Source organism: Streptomyces sp. SCSIO ZS0520, assembly GCF_025643355.1.
GTDB classification, from domain to species: domain Bacteria; phylum Actinomycetota; class Actinomycetes; order Streptomycetales; family Streptomycetaceae; genus Streptomyces; species Streptomyces physcomitrii.
Genome location: NZ_CP092644.1, coordinates 3,560,885 through 3,574,294 on the forward strand (window position 1 = coordinate 3,560,885; position 13,410 = coordinate 3,574,294).

The 13,410-nt window shown below is 72.8% G+C and carries 12 protein-coding genes and 1 pseudogene; 2 read left to right on the forward strand and 11 right to left on the reverse strand.

The annotated features are described in order from the left end of the window. Positions 1–71 precede the first annotated feature (71 nt). Positions 72–620, reverse strand: coding sequence for a GbsR/MarR family transcriptional regulator (locus tag MID12_RS13600; protein ID WP_040250369.1), 549 nt, complete (start codon positions 618–620; stop codon positions 72–74). A gap of 92 nt (positions 621–712) precedes the next feature. On the opposite strand from MID12_RS13600, the gene MID12_RS13605 reads away from it, so the two are divergent. Together MID12_RS13605 and MID12_RS13610 are read left to right on the forward strand one after the other, a co-directional pair. Next, positions 713–1,645: an ABC transporter ATP-binding protein gene (locus tag MID12_RS13605; protein ID WP_040250371.1), complete on the forward strand. Its 933-nt coding sequence runs from the start codon at positions 713–715 to the stop codon at positions 1,643–1,645. Then, a complete protein-coding gene (locus MID12_RS13610; RefSeq protein WP_263167332.1) occupies positions 1,642–3,252 on the forward strand; it encodes an ABC transporter permease in 1,611 nt (536 codons plus the stop codon). The genes MID12_RS13605 and MID12_RS13610 overlap by 4 nt, the downstream gene beginning before the upstream one ends. Positions 3,253–3,461: 209 nt before the next feature. On the opposite strand, the gene MID12_RS13615 is transcribed toward MID12_RS13610, so the two are convergent. The 10 genes and pseudogenes from MID12_RS13615 to MID12_RS13660 form a co-directional block, all read right to left on the reverse strand. Next, positions 3,462–4,700: a cytochrome P450 gene (locus MID12_RS13615; protein ID WP_263167336.1), complete on the reverse strand. Its 1,239-nt coding sequence runs from the start codon at positions 4,698–4,700 to the stop codon at positions 3,462–3,464. A gap of 150 nt (positions 4,701–4,850) precedes the next feature. Further along, entirely contained in the window at positions 4,851–5,879 is a 1,029-nt protein-coding gene (locus MID12_RS13620; RefSeq protein WP_263167339.1) for an alpha/beta hydrolase, read from the reverse strand. A gap of 426 nt (positions 5,880–6,305) precedes the next feature. Continuing rightward, the gene (locus tag MID12_RS13625; RefSeq protein WP_263167340.1) at positions 6,306–7,679 is read right to left on the reverse strand and encodes a kynureninase; all 1,374 of its coding nucleotides are present in this window, start codon (positions 7,677–7,679) and stop codon (positions 6,306–6,308) included. 34 nt (positions 7,680–7,713) lie between these two features. Continuing rightward, positions 7,714–8,526 (reverse strand): annotated as a pseudogene (locus MID12_RS13630) (tryptophan 2,3-dioxygenase family protein); the annotation flags it as partial. A 612-nt stretch (positions 8,527–9,138) separates the two neighbouring features. Then, the gene (locus MID12_RS13635) at positions 9,139–9,552 is read right to left on the reverse strand and encodes a DUF3151 domain-containing protein (protein WP_040250379.1); all 414 of its coding nucleotides are present in this window, start codon (positions 9,550–9,552) and stop codon (positions 9,139–9,141) included. A gap of 86 nt (positions 9,553–9,638) precedes the next feature. Further along, positions 9,639–10,073 carry a PIN domain-containing protein gene (locus MID12_RS13640; RefSeq protein ID WP_263167343.1) on the reverse strand — a complete coding sequence of 145 codons (435 nt, stop codon included), beginning with the start codon at positions 10,071–10,073 and terminating at the stop codon, positions 9,639–9,641. Beyond that, complete coding sequence (locus MID12_RS13645; protein ID WP_040250387.1) at positions 10,070–10,315, reverse strand: hypothetical protein; 246 nt, start codon at positions 10,313–10,315, stop codon at positions 10,070–10,072. Before MID12_RS13645 ends, MID12_RS13640 begins: the two co-directional genes overlap by 4 nt. Positions 10,316–10,457: 142 nt before the next feature. Next, complete coding sequence (gene fbaA / locus MID12_RS13650; protein ID WP_040250390.1) at positions 10,458–11,489, reverse strand: class II fructose-bisphosphate aldolase; 1,032 nt, start codon at positions 11,487–11,489, stop codon at positions 10,458–10,460. Positions 11,490–11,691: 202 nt separating this feature from the next. Further along, the gene (gene pyrE, locus MID12_RS13655) at positions 11,692–12,240 is read right to left on the reverse strand and encodes an orotate phosphoribosyltransferase (protein WP_040250393.1); all 549 of its coding nucleotides are present in this window, start codon (positions 12,238–12,240) and stop codon (positions 11,692–11,694) included. Positions 12,241–12,359: 119 nt separating this feature from the next. Continuing rightward, positions 12,360–13,172: an aldose epimerase gene (locus MID12_RS13660; RefSeq protein ID WP_040250396.1), complete on the reverse strand. Its 813-nt coding sequence runs from the start codon at positions 13,170–13,172 to the stop codon at positions 12,360–12,362. Between the last annotated feature and the right edge of the window lie 238 nt (positions 13,173–13,410).

The following is a 13,410-nucleotide window of genomic DNA, read 5'->3' on the forward strand; positions in this document are numbered from 1 at the left end:
CGCGCGCGGCGCGCAACGGGCGGCCGACCGGCTGACGAGCGGCCCCCCGCCGCCCGGAACGCCGCGCTGCCTCAGGCGCCGAACATCCGCTCCCGGTGCGCCCGCCAGCGCTCCATCATTCCGGACAGTTCGCGCTGCATGAAGTCGAAGAACTCCAGGGTCTCGGCGATGCGCCGCCCCGGTTTGCTGTCCGGGCCGACGGTCGCGATGCCCTCGCGCAGGGTGCCGTCCCAGCGCCGCAGGATGGAGTCGCGGTTGGTGAGGGCCTCGTACCACTGGTTGGTGTGGACGCGGTAGCGGTCGCGGCGGGAGCCGGGTTCGCGTTCGCGGCTGACCATGTTGACCTGGGTGAGGTAGCGGATCGCGCCGGAGACGGCGGCGGGGCTGATGCGGATCTGCTCGGCGATCTCGGCGGAGGTCATCACGCCCTCGTCGGAGGCGAGCAGGGCGGCGAAGACGCGGGAGGGCATGCGCGGCATCCCGGCCTCGACCAGCTCGGAGGCGAAACGTTCCACGAAGCGGGAGACGGCCTCCTCGTCGCGGGGCGCGCGGCCCGCGGGGCCCGGTGCCTCGGTGCCGCCCGTCGCACGGGTGCCGGTGGTGTCCACTGCCTCCGTCATACCGGTCCTCTCCCCCTGGCTGGCTGGTCCCCTACGAGTTTATACGCTTCCTTAACTTCACAAGTTTGTGAAAGTAGCGTACGTTCAGAATCATGACGAAGGCAATCACGGTCTCCGGCCTGCGCAAGTCGTTCGGGCGGACACACGCACTTGACGGTCTCGACCTGGAAGTCGAGACGGGTGAGGTCCACGGCTTCCTCGGCCCCAACGGCGCCGGCAAGTCCACCACCATCCGGGTCCTGCTGGGCCTGCTGCGCGCCGACGGCGGCGCCGCCCAGCTCCTCGGCCAGGACCCGTGGAACGACGCGGTCGAGCTGCACCGCCGCCTGGCGTACGTGCCGGGCGATGTCACGCTGTGGCGCAACCTCTCCGGCGGCGAGGTCATCGACCTCTACGGGCGGCTGCGCGGCGGCCTGGACAAGGCGCGCCGCGCCGAGCTGATCCAGCGCTTCGAGCTGGACCCGACCAAGAAGGGACGCACCTACTCGAAGGGAAACCGGCAGAAGGTCGCCCTGGTCGCGGCCTTCGCCTCCAATGTCGACCTGCTCATCCTGGACGAGCCGACCTCCGGCCTCGACCCGCTGATGGAGGAGGTCTTCCAGAGCTGTGTCGCCGAGGAGCGCGACCGCGGCCGTACCGTGCTGCTGTCCTCGCACATCCTCAGCGAGGTCGAGTCGCTCTGCGACCGCGTCAGCATCATCCGCAAGGGAAAGACCGTGGAGAGCGGCTCCCTCGCGCAGATGCGGCACCTGACCCGCACCAGCCTCACCGCGGAGCTGGTCGGCACCGCCGACGGGCTCGCCTCCCTGCCCGGCGTGCACGACGTCGAGGTGCAGGGCGGCAAGGTCAAGCTGCAGGCCGACACCGACAAGCTGGACGCGGTGCTGCGCGCGCTCACCGACGCCGGGGTGCGCTCGCTGATCTCGACGCCGCCCACCCTGGAGGAGCTGTTCCTGCGGCACTACCAGACCGACGGCGACGAGAACGCCGCCCAGGACCAGGGCCGGGAAGCGGTGGCCCGATGACCGCAGTAGCCCTGCCCGCCGTCCGACGCGGCGGCGGCACCCGGCAGTTCGCCGGAACCGGCGCCCTGCTGCGCCTGGCCCTGCGCCGCGACCGGGTCATGCTCCCGGTGTGGGTCCTGGTCGTCGGCGGTGTCGTCGGCGGCGCCGCGGGCGGACTCAAGGGTGTCTACGACACCGCCGAGAAGCGCGCCCAGGTCGCCACCGACATGACCGGCAACAGCTCGCTGCGCGCCCTGTACGGGCCGGTCTTCGACGACTCCATCGGCGGACTCGTCGCCTGGCGCTACGGGGCCTTCGCCACCGTCATCGCCGCGGTGCTGAGCCTGCTCCTGGTCGTACGGCACACCCGCGAGGAGGAGGAGACCGGCCGCCAGGAGATGGTCTCCTCCGCGATGGTGGGCCGCCGCGCCCCGCTGACCGCGGCCCTGCTCACCGCGCTGATCGCCAACCTCGGCATCGTGCTGCTCGTCACCGCGGGACTGTCCGCGGAGGGGCAGGGCGGCGCCTTCGCCTTCGGTCTCGCGCTCGGCGGGGTCGGCATGCTCTTCGCGGGGATCGCCGCGATCGTCGCGCAGATCACCGAGAGCGCCCGGCTCGCCAAGGGCATGACGGCGGCGGTCCTCGGCGTCTTCTTCGCGCTGCGCGCCGCGGGCGACGCCGCCACCGACGACGCCTCCTCCCCGCTGAACTGGATCTCCCCGCTGGGCTGGGCGGAGAACGTCCGCGCCTTCGGCGAGGAACGCTGGGGCGTCTTCGGCCTGTTCGCGCTCGCCGTCCTGGTCACCGTCGCCGCGGCCTACACCCTCGCCGGGCGCCGCGACCTCGGCCTCAGCTTCCTGCCGCCGCGGCCCGGGCCCGCCGAGGGCCGGCTCGCCACCGCGGGCGGTCTGGCCTGGCGGCTCCAGCGCGGCAGCCTCTTCGGCTGGACGGTCGGCTTCCTGCTCGCCGGGATCCTCTTCGGCGGCATGGCCGAGGGCGCCGCCGACCTGGTCGGCGACAACGAGTCCACCCGTGACCTCTTCGAGCGGATGGGCGGCCAGTCCGGCATCACGGAGGCCTTCCTCTCCTCGATGGTCAGCCTCTTCGGCATGATCGCCGCGCTGTACGCGGTCGCCTCGGTGCTGCGCCTGCACGGCGAGGAGACCTCCCAGCGCGCCGAGCCGCTGCTCTCCAACGCGGTCAGCCGCATCACCTGGGCGGCCGGCCACCTCGCCGTCGCCTTCGGCGGCGCGGCCGTGATCCTGCTCGCCGGCGGCGCCGGCATGGCCATCGGCTACGGCGACCAGGCACCGGACATCCTGGGCGCCAGCCTCGTGCAGGTCCCCGCGGTGTGGGTGCTCGCCGGGATCGCCCTGGTCCTGTACGCGGTGGTGCCGAAAGCGGCCACCCTGGGCTGGGCGGCGGCGGGACTGTGCCTGGCGCTCGGCTGGATCGGCCCGGCGGCCGACCTGCCCCAGTCGGTCATGAACATCTCGCCCTTCGGCCACCTGCCGAAGCTGCCCGGTCCCGAGATGCAGTGGACGCCCGTCGTGGTGCTCCTGGTCCTCTCGGTGGCCCTGGTCGCCGCGGGCCTCGCGGGCCTGCGCCGCCGGGACCAGATCTCCTAGTACGGGACCGGCTCCCCGGTACCGGATCCCCCGTACCGGAGCCTCCTGCCAGCGGAGCTCCCAGAACCGCCCGTGACCAGGGACCCCCCGCCCTGGTCACGGGCTCCCCTCCCCTTCTCCCTCCCCCGAGGCGCCCCCGGTCTGTCCCAGGCCGGGGGCGCCGTGCGTGCACCGGGCCCTCCTCCAACAGGCTTCTCAGGTACGGCGGTTCAGACCGCCACCCGCAGTTCGCTCAGCCCGCGGATGACGAAGCCCGGCCTGCGCACCGGCGGTGCGGCCAGGCTCAGCCGGGGCGCGCGGCGGAGCAGGGCACCGAAGGAGGCGGTGAGTTCGATACGGGCCAGGGGCGCGCCGAGGCAGTAGTGGATCCCGGCGCCGAAGCTGAGGTGCGGGTTGTGGCGGCGGCCGAGGTCGAGGCGGTCGGGTGCGGTGAAGACCTCCGGGTCGCGGTTGGCGGAGCCGAAGAGGAGGGCGACCTCGCTGCCGCGCTCCAGGACGGTGCCGCCGATCTCGATGTCCTCCAGGACCCAGCGCTCGAAGAGCTGCAACGGGGTGTCGTGGCGCAGGAGTTCCTCGATCGCCGTGGGCAGCAGGGCGGGTTCGGCGCGCAGCCGGGCCAGCTCCCCGGGGTGGCGGAGCAGGGTCCACCAGCCGCCCGCGGTGGTGTTGACCGTGGCCTCGTGCCCGGCGTTGAGCAGCAGCGCGCAGGTGGAGATCATCTCCTGCTCGCTCAGTCTGCCCGGGGCCGCCCGCCGCTCCTCGCCGCCGTCGTCGAGGTGCTCGTCGTGGGCGGCGATCAGCGCGGAGATCAGGTCCTCGCCGGGCCTGCCGCGCCGCTCGGCGATCAACTCCCGTAGATAGGAGGAGAATTCGGCCGAGGCCCGCACCGCCCGCCGCGCCGTCTCCGGCCCCGGGTTCAGCTCGTACATCCCGCAGATCTCCGCCGACCAGGGCCGCAGCAGGTGCCGGTCGGCCTCGGGGATGCCGAGCATCTCGGCGATCACGGCGACCGGCAGCGGCTCCGCGAGAGCGCTCACCAGGTCACCGCCGCCGCTCTCGACCAGCTCCTCGACCAGTTCGTCGGCCAGCCGGTGCACATAGGGCACGAGCCGCTCGACCGTGCGCGGGGTGAAGGCCTTGGCGACCAGCCGCCGGATCCGGGTGTGCGCCGGGGCCTCCAGGTCGAGCAGTCCGTTGTCGTTGAGCAGATGGAAGGGCGCGTGCTCGGGCGGCGGCGGGGTGCGCCCGAACTCCTCGTGGCTGAACCGGTGTTGGTAGGTGCGGCCGAGGCGCCGGTCGCGCAGCAGCGCGGAGACGTCGGCATGCCGGGGCACCAGCCACTGCCCCGAACCCTCGTACCAGTGCACCCGCCCGGCGGCGCGCAGCTCGGCGTAGGCGGGGTACGGGTCGGCGACGAACTGCGGGGACTCGGGCGCGAAGACGGACATGCGCCGACGGTAACCGCGCCGGAGAGGCGGGTGAACCGGCCGGGGCGTCCGTGTCGTGTCCGCCGCCTCCCCTCACCGACGGCGGCGTCCGGCCCCCCGCGTCCCGGAACGGCTCGACCGGCACCGGCCGGGTGACCCCAAGTCCTCAGCTCACCAGGCCAGTTGGCGGATCTCCTCCGCCACCACCGCGCAGGCGTCCGCCGCGGGGTCGATGAGCGGGAAGTGGCCCACCTCGTCGAGCAGGGTCAGACCGACCGGCTCGCCCGCCTCCGCCGCCGCGTCCGCGTACGACTCGGAGACCGCGGCGGGCACCACGATGTCCTCCCGGCCGTGCACCAGCGTGGTGGCGATCCCGGTCGGCAGCAGCGAGTACGGGTCCGCGAGCCGCAGCCGCGCCGGGAACTCCTCACGGGGACTGAGGAGTTGGCACACCGCCCCGGCGCACACATTGAGCTTGTCGGCGAGCGCGAGATCGGCGATCGGGGCGAGCGCCACCACCCCGCGCAGCGCGGGCGTGGTGGGCGCGTACCAGGGCGAGTCCTTCGGCAGTACGTGGCGGGCGGCGCCCCACAGCGCGAGGTGGCCGCCCGCCGAGTGGCCGGTCAGCACCAGGCGGCGGACGTCGGCCTCCGGCAGGGCCGTGCGCGCCAGGTCGGGGAGTGCGTCCAGGGCGGCGGCCACGTCGTCGAAGGTGTCCGGCCAGCGCCCGGCGATCAGCCCGCCGCCGGGAGCGGCGGCGGCTCCGCGGCGGTACTCCACGTTCGCCACCGCGAGCCCGCGCCGGGCGAGGAAGTCCGCGAAGGGGCTGAGGTGGCCCCGGTCGTAGGGCGCCCGCCAGGCGCCGCCGTGCAGGGCGACCACCAGCGGGACCGGCCCGTCGACGGCGCCGCGGGGCGCGTAGAAGTCGATGACCTGCTCGGAGCCGCAGCCGTAGGCGGCGGTGGCGTCCGGGGGCACCGGCCGGTGCGCGAACGCCGCGCTCTCCTCGGCGGCGTCGCGGGCGGCGGCCGCCCGGGTGGCCTCCCCGGCCGCGCCGCCTCCGGTGCCTGTCGCGTCCTCCGCCGTCCAGGGGGCGGGACGGGCGGAGGTACGCCCTTCCGCGTAGCGATCCGCCGCACGGGCGGCGCCGCTGCCGCGCCCGCCGGAGGCCTCCGGCGGATCGGCCTCGTCGTCCGGCATGGGCAACCTCTCCAAGGGCCGGGCGTCCGGAGCGGGTTCCTCCAGACGACTGACAACTGACAACTGACAACTGTTGATTATTGAACGGACGGTAGCAGTCCGTCCTCTGCGGTGATCGACGGATGCGGAAGTGGTTCCGGTTGCGGCGGCGGGGTGGGGGTTGCGGGGAGGCTCCGACGGGGTGGCGGCCCGGCAGGCGGGGCGGCGCGGGAGGACCGCGGGAGGGCCGCGGGAGAGCGGTGTCTCCTGCGGTCCTCCCGTCCCTTGTCGAGCTGTCAGGTCGAGCTGTCAGGCCTTCCGCCTCAGGCAACTTCCTTCAGGAGCAGCGGAGTCAGGTCCGCCCTTCCAAGAAGTCGCGCCTGTATGGCGGGAGTTACGGCCCGACCCGGGCGATCCGCCTTTACACTCTGGCCAGTTGACCCCCTCTCAGGCCAGCTCCTCCGCGAGCGCCCTGGCCGCCCGTTCCACCTCGGCGAAGCCGACGTACAGCGGGGTGAAGCCGAAGCGCAGGACGTCCGGGTGCCGGAAGTCGCCGACCACCCCGCGGGCGATCAGGCGGCGCATGACCTCCCCGGCGTCCGGGCAGCGCAGGGCGACCTGGCTGCCGCGTTCGGCGTGCGCGAGCGGGGTCACGGTCTCCACCCGGCCCGGCGGGACGTACCCGGCGACGCACTCCAGGAAGAAGTCCGTGAGCCGGAGCGACTTGGCCCGCACCGCCTCGACCGAGACCCCCTCCCAGACGTCGAGCGCGGTCTCCAGCGCCAGCATCGACAGGATGTCCGGGGTGCCGACCCGGCCGCGCAGGGCGCCCTCGGCGGGCGCGTACCGCGCCTGCATGCCGAAGGGTTCCGCGTGCGAGTTCCAGCCCGGCAGCGGGGAGTCGAACCGGGGCTGGTGCTCGCGGCGCACGTACAGGTACGCGGGCGAACCGGGGCCGCCGTTCAGGTACTTGTACGTACAGCCCACCGCGAGGTCCACGCCGTGCTCGTCCAGGCCGACCGGCAGCGCGCCCGCGCTGTGGCACAGGTCCCAGACGGCGAGCGCGCCCGCCTCGTGCACCGCGGCGGTCAGACCGGGCAGGTCGTGCAGCCGCCCGCTGCGGTAGTCGACGTGGTTGAGCAGCACCGCGGCCGTCCGCGGCCCGAGCGCCGCCCGGACCTCGCCCGGGTCGACCGGGCGCAGACGGCAACCGGTCATCCGCGCGGCGGACTCGGCGATGTACCCGTCCGTGGGGAAGGTCGTCGCGTCCACCAGGATCTCGTCCCGGACGGGGGACGCGTCCCGGGCTGGCGAGATCAGGGACTCAACTGCATTGCTGTGCACGTCAGTTGACTGACCCTCAATCTCGTTGCCCGGAGCGCCAGTTGATTGCTCCTCGCGTCCGCGGACCAGCCGTACCGCGCCGACCAGTGCCTTGAAGACATTCACGCTCGTCGAGTCCCCGACCACGATCTGCCCGGGGGCGGCGCCGACCAGGGGCGCGATACGGTCCCCGATGCGTTCGGGAGCGCTCCACCAGCCGCTCTCCTCCCAGGACCGGATCCGCAGCTCACCCCACTGCCGCGCCACCACATCGGCCACCCGCCCGGGCACCGAACGCGGCAGCGCGCCCAGCGAGTTGCCGTCCAGATAGACGGTCTCGTCGAGCACGAACAGCTCGCGGTACGCGGCGAGTTCGTCCACCGCGTCGAGCGCCGCGGCCCGCCCGGCAAGGCTCTCGCCGGGGCTGCCACCGGCGGCGGCTGCCCCTCCCCTGCCGACCTCTTCGCTCTCGTCCGTGCTTGCGTCGACCGGGTTCATCCGGGTCCCTTTCCCTCCCGACACGGCTGCCCCCTCAGACACGGCTGCGCGCGGACCACAGTTCGGGGAAAACGTTCTTGGTGGCACGTTTCTCCAGCCAGGCGACGCCCGCCGAGCCGCCGGTGCCGACCTTCGAGCCCATCGCCCGGCGGGTGGCGACCAGATGGTCGTTGCGCCAGCGCCAGACGAGTTCGGCGACATCGGTCAGCGCCTCGCCGAGCCGCTGCTCGGGCGCGCTCTCCTCGCCGGAGTAGATCCGCGCCCAGATCTCCTCGACCTCGGGCGAGGACTGGTACTTGAGCCGCAGGTCGCGCTCCAGCACGGCGTCGGGCACGGGATGGCCGGCGCGGTGCAGGAAGCGCAACACCTCGTCGTACAGGCTGGGTTCGGCGAGCGCCTTCTCCAACTCGGCGTGCACGCGGGGGGATCCGCGGTGCGGCACGAGCATCGACGCGGACTTCTCGCCGAGCAGGAACTCCATCCGCCGGTACATCGCCGACTGGAAGCCCGAGCCCTCGCCGAGCGCGCTCCGGTAGGAGTTGAACTGCGCCGGGGTCAGCTGCGCGAGCGGCGTCCAGGAGGCGTTCAGCGCCTCCAGCTCGCGCACGCTGCGCTTGAGCGCGGCGATCGCGACGGGCAGGTCCTCGCGGCGCAGCGCGCGCGAGGCGGTCTCCCACTCGTGCACGAGCACGGTGAACCACAGCTCCATGACCTGGGTCGTCACCAGGAAGACCATCTCTCCGGGATCCTCGGAGAGCGGGTGCTGCAAGTGGGTGAGGACGTCCGCCTGGACGTAGTCCTCGTAGGGGGTGGTGTCCGCGAAGTCGAAGTTCGGCGCCTCGGGGTTGTCGGGGTCCGCCGCTTCGGGGGCGTCACCGTGCGCCGCTTCGGGGGTCTCGCCGTGGGTGTGCGCGGCCTCGGGGCCGTCGTGCCCGGTCGCGGGACTGTGGGTGTGGACGGCTTCGGGACCCTGGGCGTGGGCTGCTTCGGGGCCGTGGCCGTGCGCCGCTTCGGGGCTGGGGGCGTGCGCAGACTCGGTGCCGGGGGCCTTGTCGGCGGGTTGCCCGGCGCCGGGATGCGGGGCGCCGGAGTGCTCTGCGCGGGAATCCCGGGCGTCGCGGGTCTTGCCTGCGAGGCCCTCACCGCCGGGGGATCCGCCGCCGGGGCCGCCGTTCGCGGGGCTCCCGGGCTGCGCGCCCTCCGTGTCGAGATGCGGTGTCTCGTGGGACATTCGCTGTCTCCTCGGTACTGCTCCGGGTAGCGGTCCGCCCCTGCCATGTCGGCACGGGGGCCCCGGTCCCCACCGGGCATCCTCCGCAATCGTGCCCGGAAAAGGCAAGGCCCGCCTGGTCACGCAGGGTGAGACCTATGTGACCTGGCGGGCCGGTGCCGCGATACGCGCTTCGGCCGGAGGCCAGGGCCCCGGCCGAACGAGGCGGCTTCAGCTTCGGCTTCGGCTTCAGCCGAGGGTCTGGGCCGCGGTCGGCGAGGAGTCCTTCAGGAACTGGGTGCAGCGCTGGTGCTCCTCGCTCTCGCCGATCGCCTGGGCGGCGCGGGCGAGCCCGTGCAGGGCGCGCAGGAAGCCCCGGTTGGGCTCGTGCTCCCAGGGCACCGGCCCGTGGCCCTTCCAGCCGGCGCGGCGCAGGGCGTCGAGCCCGCGGTGGTAGCCGGTCCGCGCATAGGCGTACGACTCCACCACGCGCCCCGCCTCGAAGGCCTCGTCGGCCAGCTGCGCCCAGGCGAGCGAGGAGGTCGGGTACTTCGCCGCCACTTCGGTGGGCGGGGTGCCGCCGGCCAGCAGCTCACGCGGCTGCGGATCGTCGGGCAGCTCGGTCGGGGGCGGTCCCCCGAGCAGGTTCTCGTGAATTCCCATGGGTTCAAGTCTGGCAGGTGCGGGTGGGGTGGGGGCGCGAGTGAGCGGAGCCGGTCTCGGAGACGGCCCGGCGGCGGGCGAACCCCTCAGAGATCGTCGGGTAGCAGCCGGAAGGCCTCGTGGCCGGTGAGCGGTCGGATCGCGCGGAAGTCGCGGCGGTCCAGCGACAGCACGCAGTCGGTCTCGTAGGTCTCCGCCAGTACGACGTTGACCGCGTCGGCGAGGTCGAGGCGCAGCGCGGCGTACCGGCGCTGGACGAGCCGGGCCTTGCGCAGGTCGTCGGCCTGCACGGAGGGGATGACCACACGCAGGGTGCGTTCCTGGTCGAGGAGCCAGTCCTCCACGAGATGCGCGGCCTCCCGGCTCACATTGCGCGTGGTGATGTGCTCGATCTCCATGAAGACCAGCGGCGAGACCACCGTGGTGGCGGCGGTCCGCAGGGCGGAGCGTGCTCTGGCGTGTTCGGGGTCCGAAGCGTTGAGGGCGGCGACCAGCCCGGACGTGTCACCGATGAGGATCACTCGCCCCGTTCCTCCAGGGCATCCGCCACCGCTTCGTCGACATCGCGCGAGGTGACCGGTCCGCCGAAGTCCAGGATGGGGATCGTCCAGTCCTCGTCCTCCCAGCGCTGGGCACGCAGCGCCGCGAGGTGGAACGCCTCGCGGAAGTACTCCGACTCGGGGCGCCCGTCCCGGACCGCGGCGGCCTTGATCAGCCTGAGGTCCTCTTCCTCGACCATCACGGTCGTCTTCTTCAGAGCCATATGGTTATGGTACCCCCACCATAACCAGGGCCCCGGGGCCCGAGCCGTGGTCGGGGGGCTGCCCGCCGAGGCCCTCGGACGCGGCAGGGCCCGGCCCCGCCGAAGCGGGACCGGGCCCTGGGACGCGCGGGAGACCGGCGGGCTACTTCAGGCGGGTGCCCGTGGAGCGCAGGTGGCCGCAGGCCTCGGTGACGCGCTTGGCCATGCCCGCCTCGGCGGACTTGCCCCAGCTGCGCGGGTCGTAGACCTTCTTCGAGCCGACCTCGCCGTCGACCTTCAGGACACCGTCGTAGTTGCGGAAGACGTGGTCCACGACCGGGCGGGTGAAGGCGTACTGGGTGTCGGTGTCGATGTTCATCTTGACGACGCCGTTCTCCAGGGCGGTGAGGATCTCCTGCTCGGTGGAGCCGGAGCCGCCGTGGAAGACGAAGTCGAAGGGCTGCGACCCCGCGGGCTTGCCGTACTTCGCGGCGACGCCCTCCTGGAGGTCCTTCAGCAGCTCGGGGCGGAGCACGACATTGCCCGGCTTGTAAACGCCGTGGACGTTGCCGAAGGAGGCGGCGAGCAGGTACCGGCCCTTCTCGCCGAGACCGAGGGCCTCGGCGGTGCGCAGGGCGTCGTCGACGGTGGTGTACAGCTCGTCGTTGATCTCGTGGGTGACGCCGTCCTCCTCGCCGCCGGTCGGGGTGATCTCGACCTCGAGGACGATCTTGGCGGCGCGGGCCTCGGCGAGCAGCTGCTCACCGATGCTCAGGTTGTCGGCGAGCGTCTCGGCGGAGCCGTCCCACATGTGCGACTGGAAGAGGGGCTCGGCGCCGTTCTTGACCCGCTCGGCGGAGATCGCGAGCAGCGGGCGGACGTAGCCGTCGAGCTTGTCCTTGGGGCAGTGGTCGGTGTGCAGCGCGACGTTCACGCCGTACTTCGCGGCCACGATGTGCGCGAACTCGGCGAGCGCCACCGCACCGGTGACCATGTCCTTCTTGTACTGGCCGCCGAGGAACTCCGCGCCGCCCGTGGAGATCTGGATGATGCCGTCGCTCTCCGCCTCGGCGAAGCCGCGCAGCGCCGCGTGCAGGGTCTGCGTGGAGGTGACATTGATGGCCGGGTAGGCGAACTTGCCTGCCTTTGCCCGGTCGAGCATCTCGTTGTAGACCTCGGGGGTTGCGATGGGCATCTGTCCGCTCCTTGATGGTGTGCGGGGTGTCTGTGGTACCGACCCTGATCCAGGGGATGGCGACGGCGGCGCTGCCTGTCGTCCCGGTTCATCTTCGCAGACCGCCCGCCCATCGTCCCCGCCGGTGCGGTGGGCGCCGTTCCGTTACTGGGCCGCCCGGCGCACTACCGACGGGTACGGCCGCCCGGCCGCGGTGGCCGCCTCAGTCGAGGCCCAGCTCGTCCTTGGAGAAGGCGAAGAGGTACGGGACCCCGGCGCCCTCGGAGATCTTCTCGCCCGCGCCGGTCGCCCGGTCCACGATGGTGGCCACCGCGACCACCTCGCCCCCCGCCTCGCGCACCGCCTCGACCGCGGTGAGCGGGGAGCCGCCGGTGGTGGAGGTGTCCTCGACGACGAGCACCCGGCGGCCCTCGATGCCGGGCCCCTCGACGCGGCGCTGCATGCCGTGCGCCTTGGCGGCCTTGCGCACCACGAAGGCGTCCAGGCTCCGGCCGCGCGCGGCGGCGGCGTGCAGCATGGCCCCGGCGACCGGGTCGGCGCCCATCGTCAGCCCGCCGACCGCCTCGTACTCCAGGTCCGCGGTCAGATCGAGCATCACCTGCCCGACCAGCGGGGCGGCCTCGCCGTCCAGGGTCACGCGGCGCAGGTCCACGTAGTAGTCCGCCTCCAGGCCGGAGGAGAGGGTCACCTTGCCGTGCACCACGGCCTTGTCCTTGATCTGCTGCAGCAGCGCGCCACGTACGTCACTCATGGGCGAAATCCTACGGGCCGCCTCCGGCACACCCCCGGTTGTCCACAGGCGCCCGGAAAACGGCCCCGCTCCGCAGAGTTATCCACAGGCCTGGCGCGCAGCCCCCACTCCCCGTAACCCTAGAGCCGTCGCCAGGACCAGGTCATGGACGTTTCGAGGGGGTCGATGGGTGTGACAAGGCGCGGCTCGGTGTTGATGCCATTGGGAGGACCGGTCTGCGGTTCCACGCAGACGGCGGCCTCCTGCTCATCGAAGACGACGACCCACTGCTCGCGGCTGCTGACCTTGAGTTCGAGCTGCCCGGGCCAGGTCAGGGTGACATCGACGCCCTCCGGCATACCGAAGCAGTCGTCCCAGGGCCCCGGCGCCGGGTCCAGCCGCTTGCCGGTCGGCAGCTTGTCCTCGCCCCGCTGCTCCTGCCAGGCGGGCGCGAAGTCCAGCCGCACATCCTCGGTGTCCTTGCCGAGGTTGCGCAGAAACCACGGATGCCAGCCCGCCTGGGCGGGGAAGGAGTCGTCATAGGTCTCGATACCCATGGTGAAGGTCACCGCGCTGCCGTCCGCGGCGAGTTCGACCAGCTGGGTCACGGTCCCCGGATAGGGCCAGGGAGCGTGCGGATCGGCTAGTTCGTAGGTGAAGGTCGCGGTCGTGTCGCTGTGCCGGGCGGTGCGCCAGGGCAGGTTGCGACCGGTGCCGTGGATGGCGTGCGGCGGGGCGTTGAGCGGCATCCGGTGCTGGAGCCCGCCGTTGCGGAACTGCCCGTCCCGCATCCGGCCGCACCAGGGCACCATCGGGAAACAGCCGTAGCGCTCCCCCTGACGCAGCAACTCCGTGCCGCCGATCCGCAGACTCTGCACCCGGCAGCCGTTGTCCGGCCGCACGGTCACCTCCGCGTCGCCCGCGGTCAGCGTGATGGCATCCCTACTACTCACGCAGCCGACCCTATGGGGTGCGGGGGTGGGGGGCATGCGATGGGGTGGGGTGTGGGGGTGAGGCGCGGGCGGGGTGGTGGGGTGGCCTCGGGTGGGCGAGGGTGGTGGGGCGAGGGGAGGGGTGGGGGCGGGGGGGGAGGGCCCCCAGAAGCGGAAGTGGCCAAGGAGACCGCACCCCGCATGGCTCCCGGTCAGCCCCCGCCCGCGTATACCGCGTCCTCAGGCCGCCTCATACACC

Bases quoted from the DNA above. Each gene is read 5' to 3' on its own strand.
- MID12_RS13600 (WP_040250369.1), bottom strand. From the start codon at position 620: ATGACGGAGGCAGTGGACACCACCGGCACCCGTGCGACGGGCGGCACC.
- MID12_RS13605 (WP_040250371.1), top strand. From the start codon at position 713: ATGACGAAGGCAATCACGGTCTCCGGCCTGCGCAAGTCGTTCGGGCGG.
- MID12_RS13610 (WP_263167332.1), top strand. From the start codon at position 1,642: ATGACCGCAGTAGCCCTGCCCGCCGTCCGACGCGGCGGCGGCACCCGG.
- MID12_RS13615 (WP_263167336.1), bottom strand. From the start codon at position 4,700: ATGTCCGTCTTCGCGCCCGAGTCCCCGCAGTTCGTCGCCGACCCGTAC.
- MID12_RS13620 (WP_263167339.1), bottom strand. From the start codon at position 5,879: ATGCCGGACGACGAGGCCGATCCGCCGGAGGCCTCCGGCGGGCGCGGC.
- MID12_RS13625 (WP_263167340.1), bottom strand. From the start codon at position 7,679: ATGAACCCGGTCGACGCAAGCACGGACGAGAGCGAAGAGGTCGGCAGG.
- MID12_RS13635 (WP_040250379.1), bottom strand. From the start codon at position 9,552: ATGGGAATTCACGAGAACCTGCTCGGGGGACCGCCCCCGACCGAGCTG.
- MID12_RS13645 (WP_040250387.1), bottom strand. From the start codon at position 10,315: ATGGCTCTGAAGAAGACGACCGTGATGGTCGAGGAAGAGGACCTCAGG.
- fbaA (WP_040250390.1), bottom strand. From the start codon at position 11,489: ATGCCCATCGCAACCCCCGAGGTCTACAACGAGATGCTCGACCGGGCA.
- pyrE (WP_040250393.1), bottom strand. From the start codon at position 12,240: ATGAGTGACGTACGTGGCGCGCTGCTGCAGCAGATCAAGGACAAGGCC.